This is a genomic window from Cellulomonas timonensis, assembly GCF_900046455.1.
In the GTDB taxonomy this organism is placed as follows: Bacteria; Actinomycetota; Actinomycetes; order Actinomycetales; family Cellulomonadaceae; genus Cellulomonas_A; species Cellulomonas_A timonensis.
Map to the genome: position 1 here is coordinate 340,971 of NZ_FCOT01000012.1, position 18,371 is coordinate 359,341.

The 18,371-nt window shown below is 73.0% G+C and carries 20 protein-coding genes and 1 riboswitch; of the genes, 10 read left to right on the plus strand and 10 right to left on the minus strand.

The genetic code is table 11. The annotated features are described in order from the left end of the window. Positions 1-115: 115 nt before the first annotated feature. From BN3788_RS09930 to BN3788_RS09945, 4 genes are all read right to left on the minus strand, one after another. Positions 116-1,345 carry a serine hydrolase domain-containing protein gene (locus tag BN3788_RS09930; RefSeq protein ID WP_066585204.1) on the minus strand — a complete coding sequence of 410 codons (1,230 nt, stop codon included), beginning with the start codon at positions 1,343-1,345 and terminating at the stop codon, positions 116-118. 210 nt (positions 1,346-1,555) lie between these two features. Further along, positions 1,556-2,155: a methionine ABC transporter permease gene (locus tag BN3788_RS09935; RefSeq protein WP_082812899.1), complete on the minus strand. Its 600-nt coding sequence runs from the start codon at positions 2,153-2,155 to the stop codon at positions 1,556-1,558. A gap of 59 nt (positions 2,156-2,214) precedes the next feature. Beyond that, a complete protein-coding gene (locus BN3788_RS09940; protein WP_066585208.1) occupies positions 2,215-3,246 on the minus strand; it encodes a methionine ABC transporter ATP-binding protein in 1,032 nt (343 codons plus the stop codon). Positions 3,247-3,327: 81 nt separating this feature from the next. Further along, positions 3,328-4,215 (minus strand): MetQ/NlpA family ABC transporter substrate-binding protein, encoded by an 888-nt coding sequence (locus tag BN3788_RS09945; protein WP_066585210.1) that lies wholly within the window; start codon positions 4,213-4,215, stop codon positions 3,328-3,330. Positions 4,216-4,663: 448 nt separating this feature from the next. Between BN3788_RS09945 and BN3788_RS09950 the strand changes: the two genes are divergently transcribed. The 5 genes from BN3788_RS09950 to BN3788_RS09970 are packed head-to-tail and all read left to right on the plus strand — an operon-like array spanning position 4,664 to position 8,441. Then, complete coding sequence (locus BN3788_RS09950) at positions 4,664-5,794, plus strand: ABC transporter permease (RefSeq protein WP_066585216.1); 1,131 nt, start codon at positions 4,664-4,666, stop codon at positions 5,792-5,794. After that, positions 5,791-6,540 (plus strand): ABC transporter ATP-binding protein, encoded by a 750-nt coding sequence (locus BN3788_RS09955; protein ID WP_082812781.1) that lies wholly within the window; start codon positions 5,791-5,793, stop codon positions 6,538-6,540. The genes BN3788_RS09950 and BN3788_RS09955 overlap by 4 nt, the downstream gene beginning before the upstream one ends. A 17-nt stretch (positions 6,541-6,557) precedes the next feature. Beyond that, positions 6,558-7,148: a TetR/AcrR family transcriptional regulator gene (locus BN3788_RS09960; RefSeq protein WP_066585221.1), complete on the plus strand. Its 591-nt coding sequence runs from the start codon at positions 6,558-6,560 to the stop codon at positions 7,146-7,148. 46 nt (positions 7,149-7,194) lie between these two features. After that, the gene (locus tag BN3788_RS09965; protein ID WP_066585224.1) at positions 7,195-7,653 is read left to right on the plus strand and encodes an OsmC family protein; all 459 of its coding nucleotides are present in this window, start codon (positions 7,195-7,197) and stop codon (positions 7,651-7,653) included. After that, entirely contained in the window at positions 7,650-8,441 is a 792-nt protein-coding gene (locus tag BN3788_RS09970; protein WP_234346592.1) for a hypothetical protein, read from the plus strand. Before BN3788_RS09965 ends, BN3788_RS09970 begins: the two co-directional genes overlap by 4 nt. A 70-nt stretch (positions 8,442-8,511) precedes the next feature. Here BN3788_RS09970 and BN3788_RS09975 read toward each other — a convergent pair whose 3' ends face one another. Further along, positions 8,512-9,504, minus strand: coding sequence for an aldo/keto reductase (locus tag BN3788_RS09975; protein WP_066585226.1), 993 nt, complete (start codon positions 9,502-9,504; stop codon positions 8,512-8,514). Positions 9,505-9,637: 133 nt separating this feature from the next. Between BN3788_RS09975 and BN3788_RS09980 the strand changes: the two genes are divergently transcribed. From BN3788_RS09980 to rocD, 4 genes are all read left to right on the plus strand, one after another. Next, positions 9,638-10,117 (plus strand): SRPBCC family protein, encoded by a 480-nt coding sequence (locus BN3788_RS09980; protein ID WP_066585228.1) that lies wholly within the window; start codon positions 9,638-9,640, stop codon positions 10,115-10,117. Next, entirely contained in the window at positions 10,114-10,590 is a 477-nt protein-coding gene (locus tag BN3788_RS09985) for an MmcQ/YjbR family DNA-binding protein (RefSeq protein ID WP_082812783.1), read from the plus strand. Before BN3788_RS09980 ends, BN3788_RS09985 begins: the two co-directional genes overlap by 4 nt. Positions 10,591-10,652: 62 nt before the next feature. Beyond that, entirely contained in the window at positions 10,653-11,507 is an 855-nt protein-coding gene (ddaH, locus tag BN3788_RS09990; RefSeq protein ID WP_066585230.1) for a dimethylargininase, read from the plus strand. Continuing rightward, positions 11,504-12,733 carry an ornithine--oxo-acid transaminase gene (gene rocD / locus BN3788_RS09995; protein ID WP_066585234.1) on the plus strand — a complete coding sequence of 410 codons (1,230 nt, stop codon included), beginning with the start codon at positions 11,504-11,506 and terminating at the stop codon, positions 12,731-12,733. Before ddaH ends, rocD begins: the two co-directional genes overlap by 4 nt. A gap of 9 nt (positions 12,734-12,742) precedes the next feature. Here rocD and BN3788_RS10000 read toward each other — a convergent pair whose 3' ends face one another. After that, a complete protein-coding gene (locus tag BN3788_RS10000; RefSeq protein ID WP_066585238.1) occupies positions 12,743-13,972 on the minus strand; it encodes a CAP domain-containing protein in 1,230 nt (409 codons plus the stop codon). 146 nt (positions 13,973-14,118) lie between these two features. Here BN3788_RS10000 and BN3788_RS10005 point away from each other — a divergent pair, with 146 nt between their 5' ends. After that, positions 14,119-14,607, plus strand: coding sequence for an Lrp/AsnC family transcriptional regulator (locus BN3788_RS10005; RefSeq protein ID WP_066585243.1), 489 nt, complete (start codon positions 14,119-14,121; stop codon positions 14,605-14,607). Positions 14,608-14,634: 27 nt separating this feature from the next. Here the strand turns inward: BN3788_RS10005 and BN3788_RS10010 are convergent, their stop codons facing one another. The 4 genes from BN3788_RS10010 to BN3788_RS10025 form a co-directional block, all read right to left on the minus strand. Further along, a complete protein-coding gene (locus BN3788_RS10010; RefSeq protein ID WP_066585244.1) occupies positions 14,635-15,585 on the minus strand; it encodes a universal stress protein in 951 nt (316 codons plus the stop codon). 105 nt (positions 15,586-15,690) lie between these two features. Beyond that, positions 15,691-16,191: an HNH endonuclease gene (locus BN3788_RS10015; RefSeq protein WP_066587007.1), complete on the minus strand. Its 501-nt coding sequence runs from the start codon at positions 16,189-16,191 to the stop codon at positions 15,691-15,693. A gap of 183 nt (positions 16,192-16,374) precedes the next feature. After that, entirely contained in the window at positions 16,375-17,142 is a 768-nt protein-coding gene (locus BN3788_RS10020) for a C40 family peptidase (protein WP_066585245.1), read from the minus strand. Between the two features lie 2 nt (positions 17,143-17,144). Next, positions 17,145-17,336: riboswitch (cyclic di-AMP (ydaO/yuaA leader) on the minus strand. A gap of 289 nt (positions 17,337-17,625) precedes the next feature. After that, a complete protein-coding gene (locus tag BN3788_RS10025; protein ID WP_066585246.1) occupies positions 17,626-18,315 on the minus strand; it encodes a metal-dependent transcriptional regulator in 690 nt (229 codons plus the stop codon). Positions 18,316-18,371: the final 56 nt, after the last annotated feature.

An 18,371-nucleotide genomic window follows, 5' to 3' on the forward strand; every position in this document is an offset into this window, starting at 1 on the left:
TCAGGTCCAGAGGGGTCGCCGCTCAAGCGGCTGCCTCACCTTCGGGCAGCAGTCTGGGGCCGTCCCTAGGAGAACCTGTGAGCCACCTGTTCGATCAGGCGCCATGCGGTGTGCGTCATGAGCACAGCGCGGTGTCGACCAACTCCGCGAGGTGCGCGGTGGTGTCGGCCTGCCCGACGTCGAGTGCGGTGACGGCCACCGTCACGGCTCGGCCGCTGTCGGTGACGCCGCCCTCGGTCAGGTAGCCGGCGATCGCGCCTCCGTGGCCCCAGGCGACGTCGCCGCAGCTCAGCGCGGTGGAGGTCAGGCCCAGTCCGTAGCCGAAGCCCTCGGGGAGCCCGTCGGGCGTGATGACCGTCTTCATCTGCGCCAGCTCGGCGGGCTGCAGGACCTTGCCGCCGAGCAGCGCGCTGAAGAACGCATTGAGGTCGCTGGGGGTGGAGACGACGTCGCCCGACGCCCAGGCTTGCGACGAGTCGAGGTTGGTGACATCGACCAGCTCCTCGTCTGCCGTCGCGGCGAAGTACCCGTGGGGGTGCGGGCCGCGGATGCCCCGCTCGCCGCGATCGGGCACGTAGGTGCTGCGCAGGCCCAGGGGCTCGATGATCCGCTCGGTGATGGCCTCGGCCAGCGGCCGCCCGGTGGCCTTCTGCACGATGAGGCCCGCGAGCAGGTAGTTCGTGTTGCTGTAGGCGAAGGCCTTGCCTCCCCCTGACGTCGGCATCGCCAGGGCCAGGTCGAGCAGCTCGTGGGGCTCGACGTACCAGTCGGTGATCGCCGCCAGGTCCGGGACGCCGTCCTGGAGGAACGGGGGGCCGTCCGTGTAGCTGCGGATCCCGCTGGTGTGCTGCAGCAGGTCGCGCACCGTGATGTCGTGGCCGTCGACGCCGTCTCCCCTGACGAGGCCGGGCAGGTAGGCCTCGATGGGCTCGTCGAGCCCGATGAGGCCCTCGCCGACGAGTTGCAGCACGGTGGCCGCGACGAACGTCTTGCTGTTGCTGCCGATGCGGACCTGCCCGTCCACCGGCACACGGGCGCCGGTGGCGAGGTCGCCCACGCCTGCGACCAGGTCGCGGTCCCGCCCCTTGCGGTCGGTGACGCTGGCCAGCGCCGCGGGGACGCCGTCCTCCCAGACGAGCCGGTCGAGCCCGTGCTGGACGACATCCGCCCGGGGCTTCCCCTGGCCGTGCGGGCGCTCTTTGTCACCGGCGAACGCGGCGCCGGGGACGGCGAGGGCGGCCCCGACGGCGAATGCGCTCACCAGCGCGAGCGCCGACGCGCGCGTGGGACGACGTGGGCCGCGCTGCTGCGGGACTGACTGCTGCGGATCTGGCTGCTGGGGCATGAGGTCTCCTGGGGTGGCCGTGCTGACAGTGGCGTTTCGTGCCTGTTCAGCATGGTTCGGGAGACCGGGCGCCACCATGACGCCCCCTGCCCTTCCCGAGTCGGGCTAGCCCCACCTCCGCCTTACCGCTAGCGCCACCTGCCGGGCCGGCGGGCGGCGCAGGTCGGTGATGTCGCCGGGACGGCGTGACGGGCTGGGCCCGCCGGGCGGTCATCGACGCAGCACACGCCTCGCCAACGTGTTGCCCAGCCACTGGGCGAGCTGCACGATCACCACGATCACCACGACCGTGATGAACGTGACCTGCCAGTTGAAGCGCTGGTAGCCGTACACGATCGCGAAGTCGCCGAGCCCGCCGCCGCCGATCGCGCCCACCATCGCGGACATGTCCACGATGCCCACGAACAGGAAGGTGTAACCGAGGATCAGGGGCCCCAGGGCCTCGGGCACGAGCACCGTGGCCACGATCCGCAGCCGCGAGGCGCCCATCGCGCGCGCCGCCTCGATCACCCCCGGATCGAGCGCCACAAGGTTCTGCTCGACGATGCGCGAGGTGGCGAACGTGGCCATCAGCGTCATCGGGAAGATGGCCGCCTGGGTGCCGATCGTGGTGCCCACCACGGCGAGGGTCAGCGGCCCGATCGCCGTGATGAAGATGATGAACGGGATGGGCCGCACGATGTTGACCAGCACGTTGAGCACCGTGAAGCCGGGGCCGCTGGCGAACAGGTTGCCCTTGCGGGTCGTGTAGAGCGCGAGCCCGAGCAGCAGCCCGGCGAACCCGCCGACCAGCAGCGTCACGGACACCATGTAGAGCGTCTCGCCCAGGGACTCCCACAGGATGGGGAGCAGGACGTCCCAGCCGAGCGTCACCGTGCCTCCGTCAGCTCGACCACGTCGGTGGTGCGGCGCAGCGACGCCAGCAGCCTGTCGATCGCGGGATCGTCGCCCACCAGCTCGAGCGTGAGACTGCCGAACGGCCGCTCGTCGATCTCGGAGATGCCGCCGTAGATGATCGAGCCGTCCACGCCGTGCTCGCGCAGCTCACGGGTGAGCTGCGTGCCTGAGCCGCCGTCGTCGCGGACCCCGACGGTGACGATCCGCCCCTGGTGCCGGTGCCGCAGCCGCGCGAGGACCTCGGCGTCGGGCCGGTCGTGCAGCGCCGTCGCCACGAACCTGCGGGTGGCGTCGGCCTGCGGCTCGGAGAACACCGAGTAGACGTCGCCGACCTCGACCACGCGGCCGTGCTCCATCACGGCGACCCGGTCGCAGGTGCTGCGCACCACGTCCATCTCATGCGTGATGACCACGACGGTGACGCCCTGCTCACGGTTGACGCGGCGCAGCAGCGCGAGCACATCGCGGCTCGTCTCGGGGTCGAGCGCACTGGTGGCCTCGTCGGCCAGCAGCACTGCGGGCGCGGCAGCGAGCGCGCGAGCGATGCCGACGCGCTGCTTCTGCCCGCCGGAGAGCTGGGAGGGGAACTGCCGCGCCTTGTCGCTCAGCCCCACGAACTCGAGCAGCTCGGCCACGCGGGCCACCCGCCGCTCCTTGGACCAGCCGGCCACCCGCAGCGGATAGCCGACGTTCCCGGCGACGGTGCGCGAGGCGAGCAGGTTGAAGTGCTGGAACACCATGCCGATGCCTGCGCGGACCTTGCGCAGGTCACCCTCCCCCAGGGCGCTGACCTCGTGCCCGTCGACGACCACCCGCCCAGAGGTGACGGGCTCGAGGGCGTTGATGAGCCGCACCAGGGTGCTCTTGCCGGCGCCCGAATAGCCGATGACGCCGAAGATCTCCCCCCGCCGGATCTCGAGGCTGACGTCGTCGACGGCGCGCACGGCGCTGGGGCCGCTGCCGAACACCTTCGTCGCGTGCTCGAACGTGATCATCGCGCTCATGCGCTGAGTCCTCCTGGGGGGTGGAGTGCGAGGGGACAGTCTGACGGGGGTCGCTGTGGACCCCCGTCAGACTGCGCCAGGTCAGCCCTGTGCGGCGACGGCCTTCTGGATGTCCACCAGGTAGCCCTGCAGCTCGGAGCCGCCCTGGCTGGTGATGACGGCGGTGCCGCCCGACGCGGCGAGCAGCGCCTCCTGCACCTCGGCGCCCTGGTACAGCTCGACGAGCTTGAGGTAGGTGGCGTTGTCCTTGTCCTCGGCGCGCGCGACCCAGATGTTGATGTACGGGCGGGCCCCCGGGCTCTCGGCCTTGTCCTGGTAGAGCGCGTCAGCCGGCGAGAGCCCGGCGTCGGCCACGAAGTCGTTGTTGATGATCGACGCCGCGACGCTGTTCAGCGCCACAGCCGTCTGCGCCGCGTCGACGGGGGTGACGGTGACGGTGGACTCGTCGGCGATGACGTCGGCGGGGATGGACACCGAGCTGCCGCCGTTCTTGAGCTTCACGAGCCCGGCGTCCTGCAGCACGAGCAGGGCGCGCGCCTGGTTGGTGGGGTCGTTGGGGATGGCGACCTCGCTGCCCTCGGGGATGTCCTCGATCGAGGTGTGCTTCTTGGAGTACAGGCCCAGCGGGTAGACGGCGGTGGCGCCGATGGGCGTCAGGTCGTCATCCGTGCCCACGTTGTACTGGGCCAGGTACTGCAGGTGCTGGAACTGGTTGAGGTCGAGCTGCCCCTGCGACAGCGCCGGGTTGGGCTGCGTGTAGTCGGTGAAGTTGACGAGCTCGACCTCGATGCCCTCCTCGGCGGCCGCCTCCGTGAAGACCGTCCAGTGGTCCTCACTGGCGCCGACGACGCCGATACGGACGGCCTCCGCATCGCCGGCGTCGGAGCCCGCGTCGCTCGTGCCGGAGCACGCGGCGAGCAGGGCGACCGCCGAAGCTGCGGCAAGGGTGCGGACGAGGGTGCGGAGCATGGGGATGTTCCTTCCGGTGGGTGCAGCCCGAGGCTCGCCACGGTGGGTGACGGCCCGGCGATGCGGGGAGGTGCGGGAGCGGTGCTAGCCCTCGGCGCAGACGTCACACCTGCGAGGCAGAGGGAGGGTGCGGCACGCCCTCAGAGGGGCGGCGGGGCCGAGCGGAGAGTCGCTGGCGTCAGCGGCACGCGGCGAGGGGCAGACAACACATCATCGCGACGTGGCCCATGGCCAGTCGTGACGCGTGCGTTCCTCGCGGGGTGCTCATGGCGAGGATGGTGCTCCTCCGCCGCCGTGACGTCCACTCCGTGGCGAGACCGTCTCACACAGTGGGACGCCCGGGGGATTTGAGGCAATCGTCACTCTTCCCAGACTTTCCCGACTGGGCGTTGATATCATGCCGACATAGCGTCGGTAACCCAGCCGCGCATCCGACGAAAGGCCCCCGATGTTCCTCGCACTCCGCGAGCTCCATTTCGCGCGATCGCGCTTCAGCCTGATGGGAGGCGTCGTCGCACTCATCGCCGTGCTGATGGTGATGCTCTCCGGGCTCTCCTCCGGACTGGTGAACGACGGCGTCTCCGGGCTCAAGGCCCAGCCCGTCGACGCCTTCGCCTTCGCCGAGGGCACCAAGACCGACTCCGCCTTCTCGCGGAGCATCATCGACGTGTCGCAGGTCGACGTCTGGGCAGACCGCCCCGACGTGGCAGCCGCCGAGCCGCTCGGCTCCATGCTCGTCAACGCGCACAGCTCCACCGACGTCCCCGTGGACCTCGCGCTGTTCGGCGTCGAGCCCGGCTCGTTCCTCGAGCCCGCGGTGGCCGAGGGCCAGCGCCTCGGCGACCCCCACGGCATCGTCGTGAGCCAGACCGTCCTGGACGACGGGCTCGCGGTCGGCGACACCCTCACCATCGACCGCGTCGGCACGGAGCTGACGATCATCGGCAGCACCGGCAACCAGCACACGTTCGGCCACGTCGACGTCGCCTACCTGCCGCTCACCACCTGGCAGGAGGTCCACTCCGGAGCCTCCGCCGGCGAGGAGGTCCGGGCCGACGCGTACACCGAGGCCAGCGCCGTCGCGCTGCAGGCCGCCGACGGCCGGGCCATCGACCTCGCGGCTGGCGACGCCGCCGCCGGGACGTCCAGCAAGACCCTCGTCGAGTCGTTCGGCGCCTCCCCCGGCTACTCGGCCGAGACCTCGACGCTGATGCTCATCCAGGTGTTCCTGTACGCGATCTCGGCGCTCGTCGTCGGCGCGTTCTTCACCGTCTGGACCATCCAGCGCCGCCACGAGCTCTCCGTGCTGCGCGCCATGGGCGCCTCCACCGGCTACCTCCTGCGGGACGGCCTGGCGCAGGCGCTCATCGTGCTGCTGGCCTCCACGCTCGTTGGCGTGGCCATCGGCGTGGGCAGCGGGGCGCTGCTCGCCAGCACCCCGATGCCCTTCGCCCTGGAGGCGCCGGCCATCGGGCTCGCCTTCATCCTGCTCATCGGCCTGGGACTGATCGGCGCCGCGTTCGCGATCGCCCGCATCGCCAAGGTCGACCCGCTCAAGGCACTCGGAGGACAGCGATGACCAGCACAGACACCCGCGCCTCGGGCGGCGCCAGCGACCTCACGGGCGCGCAGCACGGCCTCAAGCTGGGCGACGTGACGCTCACCCTCGGCGACGGCGACGGCACCGTCACCGCACTCGACCGCGTGTCGCTGACCGTCGCCCCCGGCGAGCTCGTCGCCGTGGTGGGGCCGTCCGGCTCCGGCAAGTCGAGCTTGCTCGCCGTGGCCGGCGCCCTCACCACGCCCGACTCGGGCTCGGTGCTGATCGACGGCCAGGACCTGGTGGCCATGCGGGACCGCGAGCGGACCCGGTTCCGCCTGGAGCACATCGGCTTCGTGTTCCAGTCCGGGAACCTGGTGCCCGCACTCACCGCCGAGGACCAGCTGCGCCTCGCGCTCCACATGCGGGGCGGCAAGCCCGCGCGCGACCCGCGCGAGCTGCTCGCGGAGGTCGGCCTGGCGGACAAGCGCGGGCGACGCCCGCATGAGCTCTCCGGCGGTGAGCGGCAGCGCGTCGGCATCGCCCGCGCCCTGGTGTGCGGCCCGTCGCTGCTGCTGGTCGACGAGCCGACATCCGCCCTGGACCGCGCGCGCAGCCAGGAGATCGTCGAGCTGCTGGCCCGCGAGACACGCCAAGCCGGGGTCGCGACTGTGATGGTCACGCACGACCATGACATCCTGCTTCACTGCGACCGCGTGCTCGAGATGGTCGACGGCGCCCTCTCGACGGCATCCACCCGGGTGTCCGAGGGGCTGGACGACTGACCGAACGAGGAGGGCCCGTGCCGAAGATCCAGGCGGCGACGGTGGCAGAGCACCGCGCGGCCCAGCACCGGGCCCTCCTCGACGCCGCGCACGCGCTCCTCATGGAACGGCCGGACCAGCCGCCCACCCTCGCCGCCGTGGGCGCCCGGGCCGGGCTCGCCCGCTCCAGCGTCTACCAGTACTTCGCGTCCCGTGACGACCTGCTCGGCGCGCTCGTCACCGAGGTATTCCCCCGCTGGTCGGCCACAGTGCAGCAGGCCATGGACGCCGCGGGCGACCCCGGCGACCGGGTCCTCGCCTACGTCCGCGCCAACCTGGACCTGGTCGCCGCGGGCGAGCACGCCGTGGCGCGGGCCCTCACCGAGATCGCGCCCGGCGACGCCCTGGCCCGCAGCAGCAGGGAGATGCACGACGCGCTGCTGCTCCCCCTGGTCGCCGCGCTCACCGACCTCGGGACGCCCGAGCCGCGGGTGACCGCCGAGCTGGTCAATGGCGTGGTGCTCACCGCCAGCCGCCTGATCGAGGCCGGCCACGAGGCATCGGACGCCGATGAGCGCGCCCGCGAGCTCCTCGAGCCGTTCGTGCGGAGCTGGCTCCCCCGCCTCTGACCGGCACGCCCGCGCCTGTCCAGGTCGTGCGTGGCAGGATCGCGGGATGACCACGGACCAGGCATCGCAGACCACCCCCACCCCCGCGGCCACTCCCGCCGAGCTCTGGGTCGAGCGCACCGGGCGGCGCACCTACACCGGGCGCAACTCGCGCGGCGCCGAGGTGCTGATCGGTCCCGTCGAGGCCGGCGCCGTCTTCACCCCCGGGGAGCTGTTGAAGATCGCGCTCGCCGGATGCACCGGGATGAGCGCGGACACCGCGCTGGCCCACCGCCTGGGCGACGACGTCGCGGTGACCGTGGAGGTCGAGGGGCCCAGCGACCCCGACGAGGACCGCTACCCCGTGCTGACCGAGCGCCTGGTGGTGGACCTCAGCAGCCTTGACGCGGCGCAGCGCGAGCGCCTGCTGACGGTGGTGCACCGCGCCGTCGACAACCACTGCACGGTGGGCCGCACGCTCACCCACGGGGCCACGATCGAGCTCACTGTGGAGGGCGAGCGATGAGCCCGGCCCTCGCGCGCCGCAAGCCGCCCCGGGAGCGCGCCGAGGTCGTCCCGGCTGGGCAGGACACCGATGGTCCGCACCTGCGCCGGACCCCGCTGCTCGACGCGGCCCTCGACAAGGCGGTGACGATCCCCTCGGCGACGATCCACGCGCACGTCGAGAGCCTGCGCCGCCGCAACCCGCACGCGTCCCCGCAGCAGATCGTCTGGCTGCTGGAGCGCGAGTACATGCGCGTCGTGCAGGCCACCGGGGGCGCCGTGGGCGTGGCGGCAGCCGCCCCGGCCGTCGGCACCGGCGTGGCGATGGCCCTGACGGCCAGCGACGTGGCGACGTTCTTCGCCGCGTCGGCGGCGTTCTCCCTGGCCGTGGCCAGCGTGCACGGCATCGAGGTGCAGGACGCCGAGCGGCGTCGCGCGCTGCTCCTCGCCACGGTGCTGGGCGAGAGCGGCGCGAAGATCGTCACGGACTCCGCGCAGATCGGCTCGGCGCACTTCGCCCGCGCCCTGCTCACCCGCATGCCGACGTCGACGATCCGCAAGGTCAACTCGACGCTCACGCGGCGCCTGGTCCGGTCGCAGGCGGCCCGGCAGGGTGGGCTTGCCTTCGGTCGGCTGCTCCCCTTCGGCATCGGCGCCGCGGTGGGCGTCGCGGGCGCCCGTGCGCTCGGCAAGCCCGTGGTGCAGGGCGCCCGGCTGGCCTTCGGCCCCGCCCCTGAGCACTTCCCCCAGGTCATCGAGGGTGTCGGCGGCCTCGTGGTCCCCGGCCAGATCGGGAACGGGCAAGGCTGAGGGCGGGCGCCTCGTCTGAGCTGTCGCTCAGCCGGCCGCCCGCCCCCAGGCGCAAGTCAGAGGCGTCCGCTCACCAGCGGTCGTGGACGTGTGCGCGCACCGACGTGTCGTAGACCCGCTCGAGCTCGGCAGCGGTGACCTCGTCCAGCGGCGCCAGGGTTGCGGCCGCCGCGTTGCCCCGCGCCTGCTCGGCGTTGCGCGCCCCCGGGATCACCACGGAGACGCCCTCCTGGTCCAGGATCCAGCGCAGGGCGAGCTGTGCGGTGGTGGCGCCGTCGGGGGTGCGCGCGGCGACCTCGCGCGCCGCCAGGACGCCCACCTCGAACGGCACCCCGGCGAACGTCTCGCCCACGTCGAAGGACTCGCCGTGGCGGTTGAACGTGCGGTGGTCGGTGGCGGCGAACGTCGTGCTCTCGTCGTACTTGCCGGACAGCAGGCCGCTCGCGAGCGGCACCCGGGCGATGATCCCGACGCCAGCCTCGACGGCGGCGGGGAGCACCGCCTCGAGGGGCTTGCGGCGGAAGACGTTGAGGATGATCTGCACGGACGCGACGTTCGGGCGGGCGATGGCGGCCAATGCCTCGTCGACCGTCTCCACCGACACCCCGTAGGCGGCGATGGCCTTGTCCGCGACGAGCTCGTCCAGCGCGTCGTACACGCTGTCGCGGTGGAAGACCTCGGTGGGCGGGCAGTGGAGCTGCACCAGGTCGAGCGTGTCCACCCCGAGGTTCTGGCGGGAGCGGTCGGCCCAGCCGCGGAACGCGTCGAGCGTGTACGCGTCGGCCACATGCGGGTCCGCGCGTCGGCCCATCTTGGTGGCGACGGTCAGCCCCTGGGCCTGGTCGCCCCGCTCGGCGAGGAACCGGCCGATCAGCCGCTCGCTGCGACCGTCGCCGTACACGTCGGCGGTGTCGAGGAAGGTCACCCCGCTGGCGACCGCCGCGTCGAGCACCGCGAAGGCGTCGTCGTCGGCCACCTCGCCCCAGTCCCCGCCCAGCTGCCAGCAGCCCAGGCCCACAACCCCGACCGACCTGCCCGTCCGTCCCAGCACACGCGTCTCCATGTCCGTGACGCTACCGTGAGGAGGACGCGATCCAGCACACGCCGGGAGGCCTGGCATGTCGTCTCCACAGGTCAGGCCTTCGCGGGTCAGCGACAACGTCGCCGCCCGCCGGGCTGGGGGCGCAGGGCGCCTGGTGTCGGTCACCCGACTGCTCCCGATCCCCGCCGCCGAGGCGTTCGCCCTGCTGACGGACCTGCGGAGCCACGCGCGCTGGATCCCGATGACGCGGGTGCACGTGCCGCCCGGCCCGCCTCGGCTGGGCGCGCTCGTGACGGCAGTGTCCGGCCCCCTCACCCGACGCGGCGCGCCGGGGCTGGTCGACCGGATGCGGATCGACCGCCTGGACCCGCCCGATCCGGCGGCCGGGACGCCGGGGGTCGCGGTGTTCGCCAAACTCGGCCCGGTGCTGCTCGGCGAGTCTCGGATGGAGGTGGCGCCCGCGGGCCCCCGCCACAGCCGGGTCACGTGGTCCGAACGGGCGTGGCTGGCCGGCCCTGTCCCCGCCGCCGCCCTGGTGGCGCCCGTGCTGCGCGGCATGCTGGCCCTCGCGCTCGCCCGCGTGGCCCGCGAGCTCCGGAGGCGGGCGTCGCCCTCGCCGGGACCGGGGCGATGACGCACCCGCGGATGTACGACGAGCACGACCCATGCCTCGCGCAGGTGCGGCTCCTCGCCGCCGGCTTCCCCGAGTCGTCCGAGGTGGAGTCGTGGGGCCGCCCCACATTCCGCGCCGGGCGCAGGATCTTCGCGGCCTTCGGCACGCAGGTGAGCCCGCACGGCCTCGTGCTGCGCCCCGACGAGGACGAGCGCGCCGCCCTGCTGGGCGACCCGCGCTTCTCCGTGCCGCCGTACTACGGGCCGGCGGGCTGGCTGGCGCTGGACCTGGACGCCGAGCCTTTGGACTGGGACGAGGTCGCCGAGCTGCTCGACGACTCCTACCGCCAGGTGGCGCTGCGCCGCATGCTGCGAGCGCTCGACGGGCGCCCCGCAAGCCCGCGCAACGAATCGCCGCCACAAGCGCATTCGACGCAACGATTGCCACCCATGGCACAACGCGACCTGTCGATTCCGCCTCCAGGCGGCTCGTAGGCTCGATACGACCTTGTCCCGATGACGCGACGCCACCCTCCTGCCCTCCTGAAGGAGCACCCATGCCCGTGAGCCCGGTCACCGAGCACTCCACGCCCCGCACCGCCACCCCGCGCCGCTACCTCATGTGCGAGCCGGTGCACTACACCGTCTCCTACGAGATCAACCCGTGGATGGACTCGACCCGGCACACCGACACCGACCTCGCCCTGCGCCAGTGGCGCACGCTGCGCGACGTGTACCTCGACCTCGGCCACACCGTCGAGACGATCGACCCGATCCCCGGCCTGCCCGACATGGTCTACGCCGCCAACGGCGCCCTCATCGTCGACGGCATCGTCTACTCGGCCCGGTTCCGCCACCCGGAGCGCGGCCCCGAGGGCCCGGCGTACCAGAAGTGGTTCGCGGACCGGGGCTTCGTCACGCACACCGCCGCCGAGGTCAACGAGGGCGAGGGCGACATCCTCCCCGTGGGCGACCTGATCCTGGCCGGCACCGGCTTCCGCACCGACCGCTCCGCCCACGCCGAGCTCGCGCAGGTCACCGGCCACCGGGTGGTGTCCCTGGAGCTCGTCGACGCGCGCTACTACCACCTCGACACCGCGCTGGCCGTGCTGCAGAGCGACCCCGCCGACCCGCAGATCGCCTACTACCCGCCGGCGTTCTCCGCCGAGTCCCAGGCGACGCTCCGCGAGCTGTTCCCCGACGCGCTGCACGCCACCGACCGGGACGCCGCCGCGCTGGGGCTCAACGCGGTCAGCGACGGGAAGCACGTGGTCGTGGCGCCCGGGGCCGTGGACCTGGCGCCCGCGCTGCGCGAACGGGGCTACACGACCATCCCGGTGGACACCAGCGAGCTGCTCAAGGGCGGCGGCGGCGCCAAGTGCTGCACGCTCGAGATCCGCGACGTGCCATGACCGCCACCGCGGGCCCCCACGTGGGAGCCGACGCCCGGCGCAGCCGGCTGGCCTCGAACTACGCCCCGCTGCCCGTGAGCCTGACCTGGGCCTCCGGCGCCTGGGCCCGCGACGTGCACGGACACGCGTACATCGACATGCTCGCGGGGTACTCGTCGCTGAACTTCGGCCACCGGCACCCCGCACTGGTCGCCGCCGCGCATGACCAGCTCGACCGGCTCACGTTGTCCTCCCGCGCCTTCGGCCACGACCTCCTCGAGCCGTTCGCCGACGCGCTCGCGCGCCTCGCCGCGCCCGCGATGCGGGGGGACGAGCCGCTGGTGCTGCCGATGAACACCGGGGCCGAGGCCGTGGAGACCGCCATCAAGGCGGCCCGCAAGTGGGGGTACGACGTGCGCGGCGTGACGCCCGAGCGGGCCACGATCATCGTCGCGGACGGCAACTTCCACGGCCGCACCACCACGATCGTGTCGTTCTCCACGGACCCGCAGGCCCGGGACGGCTTCGGCCCGTTCACCCCGGGCTTCAGGGTCGTGCCCTACGCGGACGCCGAGGCCCTGGCGGCGGCCATCGACGAGACGACCGTCGCGGTGCTGCTCGAGCCCGTGCAGGGCGAGCAGGGCGTCGTCGTGCCGCCCGCCGACTACCTGCCGGCAGTCCGCGCGATCTGCGACGACACCGGCGTGCTGCTCATCGCCGACGAGATCCAGTCGGGGCTCGGCCGCACCGGGACGACGTTCGCCTGCGAGCTGTGGGACGTGCAGCCCGACCTCATGACGCTGGGCAAGGCGCTCGGCGGGGGGATCGTGCCGGTCAGCGCCGTCGTGGGCCGCGAGGACGTCCTGGACGTGCTCGCCCCCGGCACCCACGGCTCCACGTTCGGCGGCAACCCGCTGGCGTGCGCGGTCGGGCTGGCCGTCGTCGAGCTGCTCAGCACGGGGACGATGCAGGCCCGCGCCCGGACCCTCGGCGCCCACATGCACGCCCGCCTCGCCACGATGGCCAGCGCCGGGTTGATCGAGCGCAGCCGCGGAGTCGGCCTGTGGGCGGGCATCGACGTGGACCCCGCCCACCTGACCGGCCGCGAGCTGTGCGAGCGCCTGCTCGAGCGCGGCGTGCTCGCCAAGGACACCCACGGCTCGACGATCCGCCCGGCCCCGCCGATCACGATCGACGAGCAGGACCTCGACCTGGCCCTGGACCGGCTGGGCCAGGCCCTGTGCTGAGGCGCCCGCTCAGCTGAGCTTGATCGCGGTGAACAGGCGGCCGTCCCGCACCACGGCGCCGATCGACATGCGGCTGATGTCGCTCTTCAGCATCCACGTGTTGTGGGACGAGGAGTTGGCGTAGGCGTTGATCATCGCGCTGGAGCTGGCGGGCTGCACCCAGCCGACGATCGAGTCGTTGCCGCCGTGCCAGATGCGCCACTCGCTGGCCATCGCGGTGGCGTGCGCGCTCAGCGTCGACGAGCCCGAGATGCTGAGCGCGGGCAGCCCGTTGTTCGCGCGGTGCGCGTTGAGCGCGTCCCCGATCGACTGGATGCCGTAGGCCTCGATGCCGGCGACCTGCGCCGCGGCCGGGGCCCCGGCAGCGGCTCCCGCCGATGCGGCGGCCGGGGCTGCCGCACGGCTGCTGCGGGGCGTGGCCTTCGAGCTCGCGGCGCGAGTCTTCCGCTCGGCGGCGGCCGCGGCCTCGGCCGCTGCCACCCGCTCGGCCTCGAGCCGGGCGTCCTCGGCGGCCTGCCACTGCGCCTGCGCCTCCACGACCGCCTGCTGCGGGGCCGCCAGGGCCGCGACGGACCCGCGCACGTCGACAGGGCTCGTCCCCTGGCCCAGTGCTGCCGCCTTCGCGGCGGCGGTGTCCATCGCCTCCTGCAGCGCGGCACGGGGCACGTCCCCGGCCTGCGCGTTCGCGTCGAGCACCGCCTGGGCCTGGGCATGCGCCGCCAACGCGGCGTCGCCCTGTGCGGCGAGGGCGGAGGCGACACCGGCCCGCGCGACCGCGGCACGGCTCTGCTGGAAGAACTGGGCGTCCGCCCGCTGCTCGGACACGACGCGTGCCACGCGGTCCTGGACCCTGGCCAGCTCGGCGGCCCGCGACTCCTGCTGCAACCGCACGACGGTCCCACCCGCGATCGCCGCGATGATCACCACGACGCTGAGGCTCACCACCACCGTGGTCGGGCGGCCCGGGCGCGCTGCGGACCTCGCGGCGCGGCGCGGACGTGACGTGTCGGTCTGCGGCGGCGCCGCAGGCGGCTCCGCCGACGGGACGAAGAGGCCGGCGAGGTCGGGCAGCAGCAGCGCGGCCGTCTCAGGCGGCAGCGGCTCCAGCTGGGGCGGGGGGACGAACGACGCCGGGCGGGACTCGACGGGCGGCGCGCTGACCTGCGCGAGCCCGCTCCCCTGCCGCTGCGTCGGCACTGTCTCGAGCCGCCGCTGATGCTTGTGCCGGACTGTCGCCATTAGTGAGCCCCCTCGTGTCGTGCACGACTTTCCTCGACCCCGAGAGCATCGGCAACCGGGAGAAACTTCTGAAGTCGCTGGGAGCAACCTGTGCCGCGTGTTGCGGGCGCCGATGCGCCGCAGGGGATCTGGGCCATCATGAGCGGGTGCACCACGACTCCGGAACACGGGTTGACGCCCTCGACGCCCTGGACGAGGCGATCCTGCGCGAGCTCTCACTGGACGCCCGCGCGAGCTATGCCGAGATCGGCGCCGTCGTGTCGCTGTCCGCGCCGGCCGTCAAGCGGCGGGTGGACCGGCTCCGGGCTCGCGGCGTCGTCCGGGGCTTCACCGTCCGATTGGACCCGGCCGCGCTCGGCTGGTCCACCGAGGCGTTCATCGAGCTCTTCTGCCACGGCTCCACCAGCCCGGCGACCATGCAGACGGCCGTCGAGCGGTACCCCGAGGTCGTCTCCGCCAGCACCGTCACCGGCGACGTGGACCTCATGGTGCAGGTGCGGGCCCGCGACATGCGCCACCTGGAGCGCGTCGTCGAGCGGCTCGCCGCCGAGCCCTTCGTCGCCCGCACGCGCTCCACCATCGTGCTCTCGGCACTCGTGCGCCGCCCCGAGGTGCCGCCCGCCCTGGCCGACTGACCCGCCGGGCCCTGTGGCCCCGCGCGGTCAGCTCGAGGCGTCCGGCTCGTCCACGTCCTTGCAGCGGTTCGTCACGACCATCACCGGGCACTGCGCATGGTGCAGCACCGCCTGGCTGGTCGAGCCCAGCAGCAGCCCGGCGAACCCGCCGCGGCCCCGCGAGCCGACCACCACGAGGTCGCTCGCCGAGGAGAACTCCGTGAGCAGCTCGGCGCCCGTCCCGTCCAGCACGACCCGTCGCACCTGCACATCGGGGTGATCGCGCAGCGCGCGGTCCACCACCACGTTCAGCCCCTCGGTGGCGTCGGCGAGCAGCTGCTCGTGGTCGATCGTCGCGGGCATCCAGGCGAGGATCCCGGCGCCGGCGCCCACGGGCACCCCGGCCACCGCGACGAGCTCGGCCTCCCAGGCGCGCGCCTCGACGATGGCCCGCCGCAGCGCGAGGTCGGCCTGCGGCGACCCGTCGATGCCGACCACGACGCGCCGCAGCGGCCGCACCTGCGGCAGCGGCGAGTCCTCGGCCACCGGCTTGCCGTCAGCGCCGCGCAGCGGCACCACGACAGTCGGGCAGTAGGCGTGGGCCGGCAGCGCCGAGGACACCGTCCCCAACAACCGGTCAGCGAATCCGCCACGGCCGCGCGTGCCGACAACGGCGAGGCTCACCTCGCGGGACATCTCGACCAGCACGCCCGTGGCGTCACCGGTGGCAACCGTCGCGGTCACGTCGAGGGGGCCGCCGACGAGCGCACGCTCCTTGGCCTCCAGCAGCACTGCCTTCGCGCCCTCGAGGATCGCGGTGTCGTCCAACGCCGCGTACCCGCCGTCGAGGGACGCCGCCGTGAACGACGGCACCGAGTAGGAGCAGACGATCCGCAGCGCCTGCCCGCGGGCCCGCGCCTCGGCGGCAGCCCAGTCCAGGGCGTGCAGGCTCGCCGCTGAGCCGTCCACCCCCACCATCACCGTGGCCTCGTGCTTCATGGGTCCAGCCTCCTATGGCTCACGCGGCCAGTGTGCCCCAGACCATGCCCTCAGCGCACCTTCCGCGGGGGGATCCTGGAGTTGCTCTTGAGGGAACCTTGACGCTCAGGCGACCAGGTAGGCCGACCACGCCGGCTCCATGGCGAGGACCCCCGCCACCAGGGCCGAGGGGCCGCGCGGGGTGCGCGGCACGTAGCCGAGCTCCCACCCCAGCTCGGCCAGCAGCCGGTCGGCCTTGCGGTGGTTGCACCGGGCGCAGGCGGCGACCACGTTGGCCCACTCGTGCAGCCCTCCGCGCGATCGGGGGTGCACATGGTCCACGGTGTCGGCCGAGCCCCCGCAGTACGCGCAACAGTAGGAGTCGCGCTGCAGCACCGTGCGGCGGGTGGGCGGCTGCGGGCGCCGCACGGGAACGTGCACGTAGCGGGTCAGGCACAGCACCACCGGGGCGGGGAGAACCGTGCGCTCGGAGTGCAGCAGCCGGCCGTCCGACTCCAGGATCGTGGCCTTCCCGGACATCACCAGGCTGACGGCCCGCCGCAGGCTCACCACGCACAAGGGCTCCATGCTGGCGTTCAGCAGCAGCGTCCGGCGCGGTACGGGCATCAGCACGGCGACTCCTAGGCCCGGAGAGGGGCCCGGCTGGCTGCCGGTGCCCCGGGGGGAGGTGCAAGCGCGACCAGCGTACGCGGCTGCCCTTCGCACACCCAGTCTTTCCGCGCCACCGACCGGGTGGAGACGCCGAAGGCCCCGGCGACCTGAGTCACCGGGGCCTTCGTGCAGAACTGGTCAGCCGACGCGGAGGAAGACCGGCGCGCTCTGCCAGATCGAGCGGAACTGGACCGTCTTGCCCGGGCGGGGCGAGTCGATCTGCTGGTCGCCACCGGCGTAGATCGAGATGTGGCCGGGGCTCCAGATCAGGTCGCCGGCCTTCGCCTCGTCACGCGAGATGACCGTCGCGGCGGCCTTGATGCCAGCGGAGGTGCGGGGCAGCGAGATGCCGAGCTGCCCGTAGACGTAAGACACGAAGCCCGAGCAGTCGAAGCCGTCGGGGGTGGCGCCGCCGGAGACGTACGGGACGCCGACGTACAGCGCCGCGATCTCGAGGACCGCGTTGCCGGAGACCGACTGCGGGACGGCGCTGGCAGCGACCGCTGCGCGCTCCGTTGTGCGCGAGGCGGTCTGGGTGGCGGCGGCGCGAGTGGCGGCACGCGTGGGGGCGACAACCGGCTCGACGGCCTCGACGGCCGGGGCGTCGAACGACCAGGCGGCGTCCACGGGGGCGGTGACGACCGGGGCGGTCTCGAGGACCGCGCGGGCCGAGGCGGTGAGGGCCGAGGTGTCGACGGCGGGGAGCGAACCGGCGGCAGTGCCCGAGTTCGCGGCGGTGGCGCTGGTGCCCAGCATGGTGACGACGAGGCCAGAGGTGGCGGCGACGACAGCGGTCCGGCGTCCGACGACGCCTATGGACTCGGTGGCTGCATGGGCGAGATCGGTCAGTGGTGTCACGGGACGTCGCGCTGCACGATGGCGTGCGCGGTTCGAGCTCACGGTCACGAAGTGCCTCTCCTGTCGCCTACGAGGTGAGCTGTCGGGTTCGGGTGGGAGAACACCCGGCCGGTGGATGAGTTTCCATCCCTCGGCTTCACCCCAAGGGCGCCAGAGTTCAGCGCCCACTACGTGGGTCCCCCGCCCCTGCCGGCGAAGTTGTACGGACCTCGTGCGGCGGCAGGGTTCGGCGTTCCGCTCGAGGGCTTCAAAGGGAGGAGGGTTCCTTGAAGCAGGACTGAACGTACAGCAGACCTGCTGCCGTGTCACGCTCCGGTCACGATCTGCTGAACGCCGCAAATACCGCGGCCCCGTGCGACATCGCACGGGGCCGTCAGATGGAGCGGCGCTGACCTGCGCCGATGTCGGGAACCTGGAGCGCCGCCCGACTGGTCGGGCCGTGGCGATCCTCACCCGGACGTGACGGCCGCGTCACACGGACATCACGCCCGATGGCCCGTCCGGGGGCCGCTCCGGGGTGTGCTCAGGGGCCTACTCGACGCGCACAAAGACGTGCCGGGCGACCTCGTCGGGCAGGTCCAGCACCGTCTCGGCGTCGGGGCGGCCCACCGTGACGACGCCCGGGCCGCGCTCCATGTTGATCTCCCCGCCGGGGACGACCCCCGCCTGCGCGAGCCGCGCGAGCAGCTCCACGTCGGTCTGCAGGGGCTCGCCGAGCCGCGCGACGACGGCCCTGCCGCTGCCGCTGCCGGGGGCGGCCAACGACGCGACCCCGTCGAGGAAGCCCACCGAGGTGCTCTCCTCGCCCAGCTCCGCCAGTCCGGGGATCGGGTTGCCGTAGGGGTCGAAGTGCGGGTGGTCGAGCAGCGCCGCGAGCCGGCGCTCGACGCGCTCGCTCATGACGTGCTCCCAGCGGCAGGCCTCCTCGTGCACGAACTCCCAGTCGAGTCCGATCACGTCGGTGAGCAGGCGCTCGGCGAGGCGGTGCTTGCGCATCACGCGCACCGCCTTGCCCATGCCCGCCTCGGTGAGCTCGAGGTGACGGTCCCCGCTCACGACCAGCAGGCCGTCGCGCTCCATCCGGGCGACCGTCTGCGACACGGTGGGCCCGCTGTGCCCGAGCCGCTCGGCGATCCGGGCCCGCAGAGGGGTGATGCCCTCTTCGGTGAGCTCGTAGATCGTCTTCAGGTACATCTCGGTCGTGTCGATCAGGTCGCTCACGGCACTCCCTCTCATTCGCAAGTCTCGCGACCCTAGGCTAGTTGGTCCTAGGCGTG

What these genes read in the sequence shown, in the direction of transcription:
- BN3788_RS09930 (WP_066585204.1), bottom strand. Translation starts at nt 1,345, where the DNA reads ATGCCCCAGCAGCCAGATCCGCAGCAGTCAGTCCCGCAGCAGCGCGGC.
- BN3788_RS09935 (WP_082812899.1), bottom strand. Translation starts at nt 2,155, where the DNA reads ATGGTGTCCGTGACGCTGCTGGTCGGCGGGTTCGCCGGGCTGCTGCTC.
- BN3788_RS09940 (WP_066585208.1), bottom strand. Translation starts at nt 3,246, where the DNA reads ATGAGCGCGATGATCACGTTCGAGCACGCGACGAAGGTGTTCGGCAGC.
- BN3788_RS09945 (WP_066585210.1), bottom strand. Translation starts at nt 4,215, where the DNA reads ATGCTCCGCACCCTCGTCCGCACCCTTGCCGCAGCTTCGGCGGTCGCC.
- BN3788_RS09950 (WP_066585216.1), top strand. Translation starts at nt 4,664, where the DNA reads ATGTTCCTCGCACTCCGCGAGCTCCATTTCGCGCGATCGCGCTTCAGC.
- BN3788_RS09955 (WP_082812781.1), top strand. Translation starts at nt 5,791, where the DNA reads ATGACCAGCACAGACACCCGCGCCTCGGGCGGCGCCAGCGACCTCACG.
- BN3788_RS09965 (WP_066585224.1), top strand. Translation starts at nt 7,195, where the DNA reads ATGACCACGGACCAGGCATCGCAGACCACCCCCACCCCCGCGGCCACT.
- BN3788_RS09970 (WP_234346592.1), top strand. Translation starts at nt 7,650, where the DNA reads ATGAGCCCGGCCCTCGCGCGCCGCAAGCCGCCCCGGGAGCGCGCCGAG.
- BN3788_RS09975 (WP_066585226.1), bottom strand. Translation starts at nt 9,504, where the DNA reads ATGGAGACGCGTGTGCTGGGACGGACGGGCAGGTCGGTCGGGGTTGTG.
- BN3788_RS09985 (WP_082812783.1), top strand. Translation starts at nt 10,114, where the DNA reads ATGACGCACCCGCGGATGTACGACGAGCACGACCCATGCCTCGCGCAG.
- ddaH (WP_066585230.1), top strand. Translation starts at nt 10,653, where the DNA reads ATGCCCGTGAGCCCGGTCACCGAGCACTCCACGCCCCGCACCGCCACC.
- rocD (WP_066585234.1), top strand. Translation starts at nt 11,504, where the DNA reads ATGACCGCCACCGCGGGCCCCCACGTGGGAGCCGACGCCCGGCGCAGC.
- BN3788_RS10000 (WP_066585238.1), bottom strand. Translation starts at nt 13,972, where the DNA reads ATGGCGACAGTCCGGCACAAGCATCAGCGGCGGCTCGAGACAGTGCCG.
- BN3788_RS10010 (WP_066585244.1), bottom strand. Translation starts at nt 15,585, where the DNA reads ATGAAGCACGAGGCCACGGTGATGGTGGGGGTGGACGGCTCAGCGGCG.
- BN3788_RS10015 (WP_066587007.1), bottom strand. Translation starts at nt 16,191, where the DNA reads ATGCCCGTACCGCGCCGGACGCTGCTGCTGAACGCCAGCATGGAGCCC.